Consider the following 13,415-nt stretch of genomic DNA (forward strand, 5'->3'; position numbering starts at 1 on the left):
CATGAGCATCGCAAATCTACCCGAACGAAATAACGAAGGCTTTCTGGAAAACGCCACCGACTGGACATCAGGTGTGGCGGAAATCATTGCTGCCGAAGACCAGATCACGCTGAATGATAAACATTGGGAAATCATAGAGTTTCTGAGGGAATTTTATACAAAACATGAAATGTCGCCTCCCTCCAACCGGCTATTCGTTAAAGCGGTGAAAGATGCATTGGGCGACCAAAAAGGGAACAGCATTTATCTGATGCAACTGTTCCCGGGCACTCCGGCAAAAACTGCCTGCAAAATAGCAGGATTACCTCGCCCCACAAACTGCCTGTGACCGGTTTCGGGGCTCGCCAGCACCCGGCCATTTACCTGGGATGCACTAAAAACCAAAGGGCATCATAGGAAGATAGGCTACTCCCAAGACTTGAACCAAACCGGCAGCTGCACCGAAAAGACCACCCACCAGCATTAGCTGGAGCTCCTCTTCACGGAACGCCGGGCGCAGGATGTCCTGAAACTCTTCAGGCTTTAAGGCCTTCATTTGCTCGGATAGCACGGTGGCCACCGCTGGCGCCCGCTCTTTTTTAAAGTTCGGGTCGGAAAACACATCTTTTGTGGCAATCACGGCCTTATCGTTCATAACACGCTTCAAATCGGTATAGCCTTCGAGCCCGACGCTTACTTGAGCCGCCATTTTCAGCACCAGCGATTCGTCCAGCATCGGCCGGAGATGCTTCTGCAGAATGGCGCGAGTTCGACTGCCCTGCTCACCGTTCACCATCGCATCTGCGACCTGCTCTACCGTAATCAACTCCTCCGCGACGAGTCTGGCCCAAACATCGCTGATTTCGTCCTGGCGACGCAAAAACAACCCCTGAACCTTCCAGAACAGAAATCGACGCGGCTTCAACGGAGCAAAGATAAGATTAATGGCCAACCAGTTGGTTATAAAACCAATGAAGAACCCCCCCACAGGTAAAGCCCACGGCTCCGGATACCGAACCCAGAGCGGTAACAAAGCAGCCCCGAGCAAGGCGCCAATTAATGCACCGCGATTCACCACAGACCTCAGCTCCACCGCACCGGCTTCCTGGAAGATTCGGTTCATGAGATCCGGGTGGGCTTGCAATTGACGACTTAACAGAGCTTTCAAGTCAACAAGGCTGTCGAGATCGTCACCGATATCATCAACCAACTCTTCGATCCGCGAAGGCAATTGCTCCCGGGCCCATCGATAGATTCGGGAGCGGACAAAAAGCGGCAGATTGTCCCAGAGTACGGGCTGAACTTCGTACATCATGGAGTCGATATACTCATCCAGCCTTGGAGAGACAAGATTAACCACGTGCTCGACGATTTTATGGGGTTCAAGCTTGCGGTAAACCGTATTCAGATCTCCAAACTGCTGCAGTGTTTGGTCGATACAAATGTGAGCCATTTTTTCCGCTTTGCGCGGTATTACACCCTGCCAACCGAGAAAGCCTATTCCAACAAACTGAACAGGATAGAACGACATTTGTATGGCAAGCCAGTTAGTGACCCAACCGACAAACGCAGCCACTGCAGGCACCACTAGAAAAGAGTATTCAGACAAGCGCGACCCCAAGCATCATCCCCGCAGCCGTGCGGGTTATTGTTCGAGTTAAGCGGCACACTACCGCATTAAACATGTATTTATATGACAAATAATGAAGCAGCCATGCGCCGGGCACATTGGCCGCATTGCCAGCCAGAAGGCGTGATACCGGCAGGAGGCGGCAAACACCGCCACCTGCTCAAGGAGGGAAACGCGACTACGCGGGGCAGGAATTACTGGTAATAAGCGTTTTCAGTCTGCGTATGATCCGTTACGTCACGAACAGCCGTGATTTCTGGCACACGTTCTTTCAGCGTTTTCTCGACACCCTGCTTCAGGGTGAGGCTGACGGCAGAGCAGCCTTGGCAGCCGCCACCAAAACGAAGCACGGCTACGGATTCATCAACGATCTCGACCAAAGACACGTCACCACCATGAGCCGCCAGGTTTGGATTGATTTCGGATGCGAGTACGTACTGAACGCGCTCCGGCAGCGGCGCATCGTCAGAAACCTGCGGAACCTTCGCGTTCGGCGCTTTGATGGTCAGCTGTCCGCCCATCTGGTCTTTCGAGTAATCCACGAAAGCATCTTCCAAAAACGGTACAGAGTTGTGATCCAGATACAGCATGAATTTTTCCAGATCTTTCGCTTCGTCCGTCGGCACCACTTCGTTTGGCGGACAATAAGCCAAACACGTTTCCGCATTTCGGGTACCCGGCTGGGTTACAAAGATACGAACCCCCATGCCTTCGACATCCTGTTTTTCAATCAAGCTTGCGAGATAATCTCGTGCGGAATCAGTCACAGTTACCACGGCCATGCTTCCTACCTGTTTTCAAATGTAGCTTCCATTTTAAGAGACTTGGATCAAAGTTGAAAGACCAAGTAAAACAGTCAAGCATTCCTGAGGTAACTAGTTTCCCGTATTTGCGCCGTCTTCACTCCTAATTTTCAGTCACTTGATAATGATCATCTGTACTAAGACCTTCTGTTGCATTTTTGCTATGATCCCGCCGCACTACCTTTATTAGATGTTATTCATGACTCCGGAAGATTTACCTATGACCGATCGCAGCAGCCGTCTGGAACAGCTCCATCTCGCCCTTAAAGAACGCATTCTGGTTCTCGATGGCGCCATGGGTACCATGATCCAGAACCAGAAACTGGATGAAGCCGACTTTCGAGGCGATCGGTTCAAAGACTTTGCCCACGATGTGCAGGGCAACAACGACCTGCTGAACCTGACCCAGCCCGCCCTGCTCCGCAATATCCACGCGGAATACCTGGACGCGGGCGCAGACATCATTGAGACGAACACATTCAACTCGACGCAATTGTCTCAAGCGGATTACGGCATGGAGTCACTGGCGCGCGAGCTGAATGTCGAATCGGCAAAAATTGCGCGTCAGATCGCCGACGAATACACGAAGAAAACCCCGAACAAACCTCGATTTGTCGCCGGTGCGGTGGGCCCTACATCACGCACAGCATCTTTGTCACCAGACGTAAACAACCCCGGCTTCCGTAACGTCGACTTCCAGACCCTGGTCGATAATTACTACGAAGCGGTATCCGGTCTGGTTGAAGGCGGTTCCGACATTATCCTGATCGAAACCATCTTCGACACCCTGAACGCTAAGGCCGCCATTTACGCCACTCAACAGTTTTTCGAAGACAGCGGCATCGAACTGCCGATCATGATCTCCGGCACCATTACCGATGCCTCTGGCCGAACCTTGTCCGGCCAGACCACCGAGGCATTTTACAACTCGATTGCCCACGCCAAACCGATCTCCGTCGGCCTTAACTGCGCTTTGGGTGCAGACGCATTGCGGCCATATGTCGAAGAGCTGGCCAACAAGGCCGAAACCTATGTATCGGCCCACCCCAACGCAGGTCTGCCGAACGAGTTTGGTGAATACGATCAAACCCCGGAAGAGATGGCAGAGATCATCGAAGGTTTCGCCCGGGATGGCTTCCTGAACATCATCGGCGGATGCTGTGGCTCCAGCCCCGAACACATCGAAGCCATTGTAAACGCAGTCGCTAAATACCCAGCCCGAAAAATACCGGACCGCCCGAAGTCATTGCGCCTGTCAGGCCTGGAGCCGTTTACAGGTGACGAAAACACTCTGTTCATCAACGTCGGTGAACGCACCAACGTTACCGGCTCTAAACGCTTCCTGCGCCTGATCAAAGAAGAACAATACGAAGAAGCTTTGAGTGTTGCGCGAGACCAGGTTGAAAACGGTGCTCAAATCATCGATATCAACATGGATGAAGGCATGCTGGATTCAAAGGAAGTGATGGTAACTTTCCTGAACCTGGTGGCCTCGGAGCCTGACATCTCCCGCGTCCCCATCATGATCGACTCCTCCAAGTGGGAGGTTATTGAAGCTGGCCTGCGCTGCATTCAAGGTAAAGCGGTGGTCAACTCCATCAGTCTGAAAGAAGGCGAAGAAAACTTTATCAAGCAAGCTCGTGCTTGCATGCGTTACGGCGCCGCGGTCGTGGTCATGGCGTTTGACGAAGATGGCCAGGCCGATACCTTCGAGCGGAAAACAGAGATCTGTAAGCGCTCATACGACACCTTGGTCGGCATTGGTTTCAACCCGGGTGACATCATTTTCGACCCCAACATCTTTGCAATTGCAACCGGCATCGAAGAACACAACAACTACGCCGTGGACTTCATCAACGCCACGCGCTGGATTCGAGAGAACCTGCCCCACGCGTCCATTTCCGGCGGCGTGAGTAACGTTTCGTTCTCTTTCCGCGGTAACGATGCGGTACGTGAGGCCATCCACTCGGTGTTCCTGTACCACGCCATCAAAGCTGGCATGAACATGGGCATCGTGAACCCCGGACAATTGGTGATTTACGACGAGATCGAGCCGGGCTTGAAGGAACTCGTGGAAGACGTGGTTCTTAACCGACGTGAAGATTCCACCGACCGATTGCTTGAAGCCGCGGAAAAGTTCAAAAGCAAAGGCGGGAAGACGCAAGAAGAAGATCTTGCGTGGCGAGAACTGCCTGTTCAAAAACGCCTCGAGCACGCTCTGGTCAAAGGTATTACCAGTTACATCATCGAAGACACCGAAGCTTGCCGCCTTGAGGCCGACCGCCCAATCCATGTCATTGAAGGTCCTCTCATGGATGGCATGAACGTAGTGGGCGATCTGTTTGGCGACGGTAAGATGTTCCTGCCACAAGTGGTCAAAAGCGCGCGGGTAATGAAGCAGGCCGTAGCTCACCTGATTCCCTTTATCGAGGCGGAAAAAGACGAAAACCAGCAGGCCAAAGGTAAGATCCTGATGGCCACGGTTAAAGGCGACGTTCACGACATTGGCAAGAACATCGTCGGCGTGGTTCTGCAGTGTAATAACTACGAGGTGATCGACCTGGGCGTCATGGTGCCCTGTGAAAAGATTCTGGAAACCGCCAAAAAAGAGAACGTAGACATCATCGGCTTGAGCGGCTTGATTACCCCGTCCCTGGACGAGATGGTCCACGTCGCTCGGGAAATGCAGCGATTGGATTTCCATCTGCCTCTGATGATTGGTGGCGCCACCACGTCTAAAGCGCACACTGCCGTGAAAATTGAGCCGCACTATAAAAACGACATCGCTCTGTATGTTTCTGATGCGTCTCGCTGCGTAAACGTTGCGTCACAACTGCTCAGCAAAACCGCAAAGCCTGCACTCGTTGAAGCGGCACGAAAAGAATATGAAGAAGTACGTGAGCGGCGCAAGAACCGTGGCGACCGTACCAAGCTCGTTTCGCTGGCCGAGGCCCGTGCTCGAGCGCCTGAGATTGACTTCGAGAACTATGAGCCACCCCGCCCGAAGTTCACAGGCGTGCGCGTTTTTGACGATTACGATCTGGCCGAGCTCGTTGACTACATTGACTGGACCCCATTCTTTATCGCATGGGACATTTCCGGAAAGTATCCGGCCATTTTCGACGATCCAAAACGAGGCGAAGCCGCAAAAACCCTGTTTGACGACGCTCAGGCTATCCTTAAGCAGATGATCGAAGAGAAGCGTGTCACTGCGCGAGCCGTGGTTGGCTTCTGGCCCGCAAGTCGCCGGGGTGACGACATTGTGGTCTATACCGATGAGTCGCGCGCCGAAGAGCTAACTACCCTGCACCACTTGCGCCAACAGGATGACAAGGCACCCGGAAAGCCGATGATGGCCCTATCCGACTTTGTTGCACCGGAAGACTCTCACAAACAGGATTATGTTGGCGGGTTTGCCGTGACAACCGGCATTGGCGCCGATGAGTACTCCAAGGAGTACAAAGACAAGAACGACGACTACAACGCGATCATGGTGCAGGCCTTGGCCGACCGCCTGGCGGAAGCCTTTGCTGAACGCATGCACGAGCGCGTTCGTAAAGAGTTCTGGGGCTACGCCAATGAAGAGCAAATGGCTAACGAAGATCTGATCAAAGAACGCTACCGTGGCATTCGCCCTGCTCCCGGTTATCCGGCCTGCCCGGACCATACCGAGAAAGCAACATTGTTCAAATTGCTGGAAGCAACGGACAACATCGAGCTTGAACTGACCGAACACTTCGCCATGTACCCCACCGCGGCAGTCTCCGGCTGGTACTTTGCTCACCCTGAGTCGAAGTACTTTCCGATAGGCAGAATTGGCGTTGACCAGGTTGAAGACTATGCTGAGCGTAAAGGCCTTTCGAAAGCCGAAGCGGAACGCTGGCTGATGCCCAGCTTGGCGTACGATCCTGCAGAATAGTTCAGGAATCTCACATGACCAACGTTGCTAACAACAAGAACAAATACAGCGAAAATGAAAAACCCCGGTCGCCGGGGGTTTTGAAAATCACTCAAAGCATTCTCGCCGGTGCGTTTGGTGTTCAATCAGAAAAACACCGGCAAGAAGACTTTTCCAGTCACAGCCCTGCACCTTTTATTATCGCAGGCCTGATCTTTACCGGCCTTTTTGTGGGCGGTCTGATTCTGCTCGTCAACCTGGTGCTATCTGGTCAGTAGGATTTATTGGCCAGACACCCACAGAACTGCGAATCCCACCACAAGTAGAACCAAGGCAATAGCGGCCATGGAATCTACGACACTGTCGGAACGTTCTGACTGCTTCATGCGGACCTCACTCGTATAACGTCATTGTTTTTATCAAGTTGCTGCTGAAATTAAAGCAGATAACTGACATTCGTCCAGCCCGCTCGTAGCCCTTATCACCTGAATCGATAAAGATATTTTGAAATAATCGTTTTGAGAATAAAAACTCGCTGGTATCCTTCGCATCAGGAATAAGGCGCAATGAAAAATTGCCGTCATAACTATTAGCTTCTGATGTTAGCAGGCAGGACGTTCCACTATGTACGTTTACGATGAACACGACCGACAAATTGCCGCAGAGCGCGTCGCCCAGTTTCGGGACCAAACCGAACGCGCCTTGGCGGGCGAACTTTCCGAAGAGGAATTTCTGCCTCTTCGCTTGCAGAACGGTCTCTATGTCCAACGCCTAGCACCCATGCTGCGTATCTGCGTACCCTACGGCATGCTCCGTTCCGAGCAGTTACGGCGTTTAGCCCGAGTGACCCGTGACTACGACAAAGGCTATGCCCACGTCACCACCCGGACCAATATTCAGCTGAACTGGCCGCGCTTGGAAGATGTACCTGACATTCTTGCCGAGCTGGCCGAAGTTGAAATGCACGCCAACCAGACCAGCGGTAACTGCATTCGCAACACCACCACAGACCAGTTTTCCGGCGTGCAGAAAGACGAAATCGCAGACCCGCGCCCGTACTGCGAGATTATCCGCCAGTGGTCAACTTTCCATCCGGAATTTGCGTTCCTGCCTCGTAAGTTCAAAATCGCGGTAAACGCGTCGGAGCATACCGACCGTGCAGCGATTCAGGTCCACGACATTGGCTTGCAAATGGTTCGCAAAGATCAAGGCGAACTGGGCTTCCGAGTTCACGTAGGCGGCGGCTTGGGCCGCACTCCCATGGTCGGCCCTGTAATCCGTGAATTCTTGCCGGAACTCGATCTTCTTACGTATTTGGAAGCCGTCGTTCGGGTATACAACCGCTACGGCCGTCGGGATAACAAATTCAAAGCGCGCATCAAGATCTTGGTAAAAGCTTTGAGCCCGGCAACCTTCGCCGAGAAAGTCGAAGCCGAATGGGAACAAATCAAGAACTCCCCGACTCGCCTTACCTTCGAAGAGATTGACCGTGTTAAGGGTTACTTCACCGAGCCCGCTTATGAAAGCCTGCAAGACGCCACCGATACATTGAGCCAGCAACGATTCGAGAACAAAGAGTTCGATCGCTGGCTGACCCATAACGTAGGCGAGCACAAAAAGCCAGGCTACGCCATCGTCACTCTGACCCTCAAGAAAACCGGCACACCACCGGGTGATTTGACCGACCGTCAACTTGAGCAGATTGCCGACCTGGCAGATGAATACAGTTTCGGTGAAGCACGCGCCACCCACGAACAGAACATGGTGCTGGCCGATGTGCGCCAAGACCGCTTATTTGAACTTTGGCAGTCAATCACAGGCATGGGCTTTGCCACCGCCAATCTGAACACACTGACCGACATGATTTGCTGCCCGGGTGGCGATTACTGCGCACTGGCAAACGCAAAGTCTATTCCAGTTGCTGATGCCATCCAGCGCCAGTTTGATGATCTGGATTATCTCTACGATCTGGGTCCTATTGATTTGAACATCTCTGGCTGCATGAACGCCTGTGGACATCACCACGTGGGCCACATTGGCATCCTGGGTGTCGATAAGAAAGGTGCCGAGTTCTACCAGGTAAGCTTGGGCGGCTCATCCCAGCATGATGCAAATATCGGTAAGATTCTTGGGCCGTCGTTTGCCCGGGAAGACATGCCGGCCGTTGTTTCAAAGATCATTGATGTGTTCGTTGAGAACCGGACTGAAGAAGAGACTTTCCTGGACACCTATCGCCGGGTTGGTTTGAAGCCATTCAAGGAGCGGGTTTATGCCTGATGTTATTGCCGCTGACGGCACTATTCGTAACGATAACTGGGTAGTGGTTGCCCGCCCCGCCGAAGGCGACTCTCTGGATATCCCGGAGGGCCAGCCGGCGCTGATTCCCGCTGATCTGTGGCTAGCAGGCTACGAGCATTTCGCGGGTCGTGCTGATATAGGCGTTTGGTTCGACAGTCATGACGAACCGGAACTTCTGGAAGGGAAGGTAAATGAACTGCCGTTGATTGCAGTGAACTTTCCTCGTTTCGTCGATGGCCGTGGTTACAGCATTGGCCGCCTACTGCGCCAGCGCTTCGGCTATACGGGTGAATTGCGAGCAATCGGTGACGTACTGCTGGACCAGCTTCAGTTCATGAAACGCTGCGGGTTTGATTCTTATGTGCTTCGCGCAGACAAGGATATTACCAAGGCCGCACGTTGCCTGAACTTCTTCTCTGAGACCTATCAGGCCGCGGTGGATAACGATGTACCACTGTTTCGCCGCCGGGTGTCTTAATCTGTAAGCAGTCAGCAGGTGCCAACGAAATAGTTGGCACCTGCTGACCCCGCCTGCTATTGAATTTTCTGATTCCTGAAGGCACTCAAGACCTTCCACACTGAGCGCTCCAGCGCTGTGCTGGTCGCAATGCCGATCTTCTCAGCCAACGTTCGCTTTTGCTGGAACGATACCGACACCACTTCTCCACGATCACAGGCCTCGATGAGGTATTCATCAGAGGTTTTGATGTGGTCAATCAGTTTTACGTCCAAAGCCCGCTTGCCGAACCAGATATCGCCATTCGCGACGGCCTTGATATCAAGATCCGGCCTGCGCTCACTGACATACTCTTTAAACAGGCCATGGGTATCTTCCAGATCTTCAAGGAATTTCTGCCGACCCTTTTCAGTGTTTTCACCAAACATGGTGAGCGTGCGCTTATGCTCACCTGCGGTCAGGACTTCAAAATCGACGTTATTTTTCTCGAGCAAACGATGAAAGTTCGGCAGTTGGGCAACAACACCGATTGAGCCGATCACCGCAAACGGCGATGCAAGGATTTTGTCAGCCACGCAAGCCATCATGTAACCGCCGCTGGCCGCCACTTTATCAACGCACGCGGTCAGTGGCACGCCTTTGCTCCGGATACGGTCCAATTGGGCCGATGCCAGGCCATACGCATGAACAAGGCCGCCACCACTCTCGAGGCGGACCACAACTTCGTCTTTTTCCGGGTCTGCAACGCTCAGAACCGCGCTCACAGAGCGGCGCAGAGTGTCCGTGTCACTGGCTTTGATATCACCGTCGAAGTCGATAACGTAAATACGGGACTTTGGCTTGCTATCTTCTTCAGCTTTCGTTTTTGCCGCTTTTTTCTTCGCTTTTTCTTCTTTCTTCTTTTGTTTGCTCCAGGCTTTGTATTCGTCATCTGACATTAACTTGGCCTGGATAGACTCTTTGAGGTTCCGGTATTTGTCGTTTAGGTTTCTGACCTTCAGCTCGCCTTCGTCGTCGTCCGAATCATTATGCTTACTTGCGGACACAATGACCGCGACCAGAATAATCGCAGCCACAACGAACGTTGCAACCTTTGCAAGGAACAAACCGTACTCACTAATAAATTCCAAAATGCATTCTCCAGTGCGCTTTATGCAAACCCCAGAGTGTACTCTGTCGCACCGTAACTGATAAGCCCGAACAAATTAAAACAAGCGTTCGATCAAGCTTGACATGATCCCTCTGTAACCATAAAGTCGAATACTGAGGTCGGCGATACCCAGCTACGACAGACTCAGTTCCGCTCGGGTTGTTGATCCGCCACGACAAGATATGACAAACACTAAAAAGGGTATAACTAATGTCTGTTGAACAGATTTTTGAGAAGCTGGAAAAGAACTTCAACGCAGACGCAGCACAGGGCTTGGACCTGGTGTTCCAGTTTGATATCGAAGACGACAAACCGTACAACCTGGAAATCAAAGACGGCTCTTGCAAGTTGAACGAAGGCACTCACGAAGATCCTTCTGTTACCCTGATCATGAACTCCGAAACTCTGCAAGGCATCGTTTCTGGCGAAACTGACGGCATGCAAGCATTCATGGCTGGTCAGCTGCGCGCCGAAGGCGACATGATGCTGGCTACCAAGCTGGGTGAACTGTTCGACATGGGCTAAGACCTATTCGGAAGTTCCACAAAAAAACCTGCGAGCTACGCAGGTTTTTTTGTGTCTGGTGATTGGCTAACAAAGCGTTATAAACCCACGTCCGCCAAAGATGTCTCCGCCAAATTCAGCAAGCCGACGTTGCTGTCTTCTCGCCGGCCAATGCTCTCGATATAGTACTCCAGCGAGGTAAGCGCATCTGCCAGCGCCTCCAATACCGAACTCGATGGCGCTTCTTTCGCGTCCAGTAACTCGTTCTGAATGGAATCAGCGATTCTCGCAATGACACTTGCGGCCGCGGGATCACTCACCATGATAAGCCCTCCCCATATGCTTCGCAGCGTACCCGGCAAGTTTGCGAGATGCAGTTTGTCATAATCGGATTCAATAAATGCGGTGATCGCACGCTTCGCCAGGGTTAACGCGCCTCGAGCCTCTTCGGTCACTACCAAAATGGCTTCCTGGAGATACACGGACTCTTCCGTTCGGCTCTCCCCACCCGCCAGCGCATCGGTTTCAGAGGTAATGCCGCGAGTTACGATTTGCATAACTGCGTCTTCGACCCCCAGAACCGAATCCGCCAGCTGGTAAAGCTCTTCTTCTGCCGGCAAACGATTTTCTTCTTCCCACGCGCGAAGCTTTCTGGCTTCTCCGCGGGAAATGCTCGCCAGGCGATTGAGATCAAGCATAACCAACGTGTTGCCAAGACGCTCCAGTGCATCCGCGATGGAGGCAAGTTCGGCGAGGTCAGGCTCGATGCCACGCTCAATGATGTCGAGTTTGTCTTTTAGCTGATTCAGCTCTTCCAGTAAAGCGTCAGACAACGACTTCAGCACATCACTACCAGGGCCATAAAGCCGTCGCGCGTGCGCCTGCATCATGGAATCAGGAAAGTCCGACGGCTGAAGTTTGTAACCTTGCAGAACCCTGGTAATTTCCGGATTCGCTGAACCACTGCGATACAGTAAATACAGCAGATCCTTTACGACTGAATCCGGAGCGTCTTTGGCGGTTGCAACCCGCCCTACGTACACAATTTCACGGGTATAGCGCTCCAAACGCATCAACAAGCGCTTTCGAGCCTTACTGAAGCCCATTGCCCTATCAAGCATGGCATCGGCGGTGATCGCCACCAGACACCACATCTGCCCCATGGGCGCATTCTGGCAAAGCCGCGCAAAACCACGAGCAGCACGAGCAATGAGCTTTTTGCCGATCTCTTCGTTTTGCTCCCGGAGTATCCCCAGCAAAGCGACCTGAAACGTCAAGCGCATACGACGCGCCAACATTTCGTATTCGTGATCATCGTCTACACTCGGACGCAGCGCCAAATCGCAGCAAAAATCTGGGCGTTCACGAACATCCACGTCGAAAAAACACGATTCCGGATAAGGTTTTTCCTTACGGGCTTCGCGCAAGTCGTTAATAACGGGGAGCAATAATTCGGGATGATCAACTCGTTGCTGATGGTAATACTCAACGTAACGGCGCAGAGTGAAGAGCGCGCTGTTCAGAGTTGTAAGCAAAATGTTCTTGTCGTCGTTGGCACCCACGGGTACGTCGTTCGCCAGGTTCACCGCTTCCTGACAAATCAACGTTCCACCGCGAAGTTCAACGAGCAGGAAAATACCGCGCAACTGGTTCAGATAGTCGACACAGTTTTGCAGGTCTTCCCCACTCTCCCGGTTTTCCTGAAAGCGTTCAAGGCTCGATTCCGCTTGTTTGATGGTCTGCTCAATTTCACCTTTAACCAGATCAAACGACTGCGATTTCGTCGCAAGAGACGATTGGACCATAAACGCTTCCTGTTACGTTGCGGAGACGACCGCTTCCTGTGCATGAACAATCTCAATTCGCATAAAACCCGCGAACTTATCATTACTTATAACATAAAATTCATGTAGCTCAAGAAAGCTGAAATGTAACAATTAGTACAGTTAGATACAGATCTCACTCTGAAGCATTAAGATTGCTCCACACTGTATGCCCCGCCTTTTTTTCGATCCGTTCCATCATTTCATTGTGCGCATTGATCTCATCGTTCGTGGCCTCGACAACAGGCAGACGCGCCCGCTCCGACGACAGTCTTCGCACGCCGGTTACACTTCCTTCTTCGCCCGATCCGGCATCCAGCGACAGCGCCGTTTGGCCACCGGTCATCAACAGATAGACATCCGCGAGAATTTCGGCGTCCAACAACGCGCCGTGTAGCTCCCGGTTGGAGTTATCTACGCCGTAACGCTTACACAGTGCGTCGAGGTTATTTTTTTGCCCGGGATGTTTCTTTCGCGCAATCGCCAAGGTATCGACAATGCCGCAGTGGTCAGCAGTTTTCCGTACCGGCTTGAGGCGGGAAAATTCGGCGTCCATAAAACCGACGTCAAACGCCGCGTTATGGATAACCAGTTCAGCCCCTTCGATAAACGCAAAAAATTCCTCGGCGATGTCCGCAAACTTTGGCTTATCCTGCAAAAACTCGTTCGTGATGCCGTGAACGGTAATGGCTTCCGCCTCCACTTCCCGCTCCGGATTGATATAAACGTGGTAATTTCGCCCCGTTAATTTGCGCTCAATAACTTCAACACACCCGATCTCAATAATCCGGTGCCCGGCGCTGGGATCAATACCCGTTGTTTCTGTGTCCAGTACAATCTGTCTCATGCATTACCTTTCAGGGAACATCGTTC

The 13,415-nt window shown here is 52.3% G+C and carries 11 protein-coding genes; 6 read left to right on the plus strand and 5 right to left on the minus strand.

All coding sequences use genetic code 11. From position 1 onward, the window contains the following. The first annotated feature begins 1 nt into the window (after position 1). Positions 2-328 (plus strand): TusE/DsrC/DsvC family sulfur relay protein, encoded by a 327-nt coding sequence (locus Q9245_RS00780; RefSeq protein ID WP_305895376.1) that lies wholly within the window; start codon positions 2-4, stop codon positions 326-328. A gap of 45 nt (positions 329-373) precedes the next feature. Here Q9245_RS00780 and Q9245_RS00785 read toward each other — a convergent pair whose 3' ends face one another. Further along, the gene (locus tag Q9245_RS00785; RefSeq protein ID WP_305895377.1) at positions 374-1,588 is read right to left on the minus strand and encodes a DUF445 family protein; all 1,215 of its coding nucleotides are present in this window, start codon (positions 1,586-1,588) and stop codon (positions 374-376) included. A gap of 215 nt (positions 1,589-1,803) precedes the next feature. Continuing rightward, positions 1,804-2,391, minus strand: a complete 588-nt coding sequence (nfuA, locus tag Q9245_RS00790) for a Fe-S biogenesis protein NfuA (RefSeq protein ID WP_199007053.1) — start codon at positions 2,389-2,391, stop codon at positions 1,804-1,806. Positions 2,392-2,632: 241 nt separating this feature from the next. On the opposite strand from nfuA, the gene metH reads away from it, so the two are divergent. The 4 genes from metH to Q9245_RS00810 all read left to right on the plus strand — a co-directional run bounded on the left by metH (position 2,633) and on the right by Q9245_RS00810 (position 9,086). Then, entirely contained in the window at positions 2,633-6,331 is a 3,699-nt protein-coding gene (gene metH / locus Q9245_RS00795) for a methionine synthase (RefSeq protein WP_305895378.1), read from the plus strand. Between the two features lie 14 nt (positions 6,332-6,345). Then, complete coding sequence (locus Q9245_RS00800) at positions 6,346-6,588, plus strand: DUF2970 domain-containing protein (protein WP_305895379.1); 243 nt, start codon at positions 6,346-6,348, stop codon at positions 6,586-6,588. Between the two features lie 346 nt (positions 6,589-6,934). After that, complete coding sequence (locus Q9245_RS00805) at positions 6,935-8,587, plus strand: nitrite/sulfite reductase (protein WP_305895380.1); 1,653 nt, start codon at positions 6,935-6,937, stop codon at positions 8,585-8,587. Further along, entirely contained in the window at positions 8,580-9,086 is a 507-nt protein-coding gene (locus Q9245_RS00810; protein WP_305895381.1) for a DUF934 domain-containing protein, read from the plus strand. The genes Q9245_RS00805 and Q9245_RS00810 overlap by 8 nt, the downstream gene beginning before the upstream one ends. Before the next feature lie 56 nt (positions 9,087-9,142). On the opposite strand, the gene sohB is transcribed toward Q9245_RS00810, so the two are convergent. After that, the gene (gene sohB, locus Q9245_RS00815; protein ID WP_305895382.1) at positions 9,143-10,195 is read right to left on the minus strand and encodes a protease SohB; all 1,053 of its coding nucleotides are present in this window, start codon (positions 10,193-10,195) and stop codon (positions 9,143-9,145) included. A gap of 230 nt (positions 10,196-10,425) precedes the next feature. Here sohB and Q9245_RS00820 point away from each other — a divergent pair, with 230 nt between their 5' ends. Continuing rightward, the gene (locus tag Q9245_RS00820) at positions 10,426-10,740 is read left to right on the plus strand and encodes an SCP2 sterol-binding domain-containing protein (RefSeq protein WP_199007047.1); all 315 of its coding nucleotides are present in this window, start codon (positions 10,426-10,428) and stop codon (positions 10,738-10,740) included. Between the two features lie 77 nt (positions 10,741-10,817). Here Q9245_RS00820 and Q9245_RS00825 read toward each other — a convergent pair whose 3' ends face one another. Further along, positions 10,818-12,524: a chemotaxis protein gene (locus tag Q9245_RS00825; protein WP_305895383.1), complete on the minus strand. Its 1,707-nt coding sequence runs from the start codon at positions 12,522-12,524 to the stop codon at positions 10,818-10,820. A 154-nt stretch (positions 12,525-12,678) separates the two neighbouring features. Further along, positions 12,679-13,389, minus strand: a complete 711-nt coding sequence (gene dnaQ / locus Q9245_RS00830) for a DNA polymerase III subunit epsilon (RefSeq protein WP_305895384.1) — start codon at positions 13,387-13,389, stop codon at positions 12,679-12,681. Between the last annotated feature and the right edge of the window lie 26 nt (positions 13,390-13,415).

Source organism: Marinobacter sp. MDS2, from assembly GCF_030718085.1.
GTDB lineage: Bacteria > Pseudomonadota > Gammaproteobacteria > Pseudomonadales > Oleiphilaceae > Marinobacter.

Bases quoted from the DNA above. Each gene is read 5' to 3' on its own strand.
- Q9245_RS00780 (WP_305895376.1), top strand. From the start codon at position 2: ATGAGCATCGCAAATCTACCCGAACGAAATAACGAAGGCTTTCTGGAA.
- nfuA (WP_199007053.1), bottom strand. From the start codon at position 2,391: ATGGCCGTGGTAACTGTGACTGATTCCGCACGAGATTATCTCGCAAGC.
- Q9245_RS00805 (WP_305895380.1), top strand. From the start codon at position 6,935: ATGTACGTTTACGATGAACACGACCGACAAATTGCCGCAGAGCGCGTC.
- Q9245_RS00800 (WP_305895379.1), top strand. From the start codon at position 6,346: ATGACCAACGTTGCTAACAACAAGAACAAATACAGCGAAAATGAAAAA.
- dnaQ (WP_305895384.1), bottom strand. From the start codon at position 13,389: ATGAGACAGATTGTACTGGACACAGAAACAACGGGTATTGATCCCAGC.
- metH (WP_305895378.1), top strand. From the start codon at position 2,633: ATGACCGATCGCAGCAGCCGTCTGGAACAGCTCCATCTCGCCCTTAAA.
- Q9245_RS00820 (WP_199007047.1), top strand. From the start codon at position 10,426: ATGTCTGTTGAACAGATTTTTGAGAAGCTGGAAAAGAACTTCAACGCA.
- Q9245_RS00810 (WP_305895381.1), top strand. From the start codon at position 8,580: ATGCCTGATGTTATTGCCGCTGACGGCACTATTCGTAACGATAACTGG.
- Q9245_RS00825 (WP_305895383.1), bottom strand. From the start codon at position 12,524: ATGGTCCAATCGTCTCTTGCGACGAAATCGCAGTCGTTTGATCTGGTT.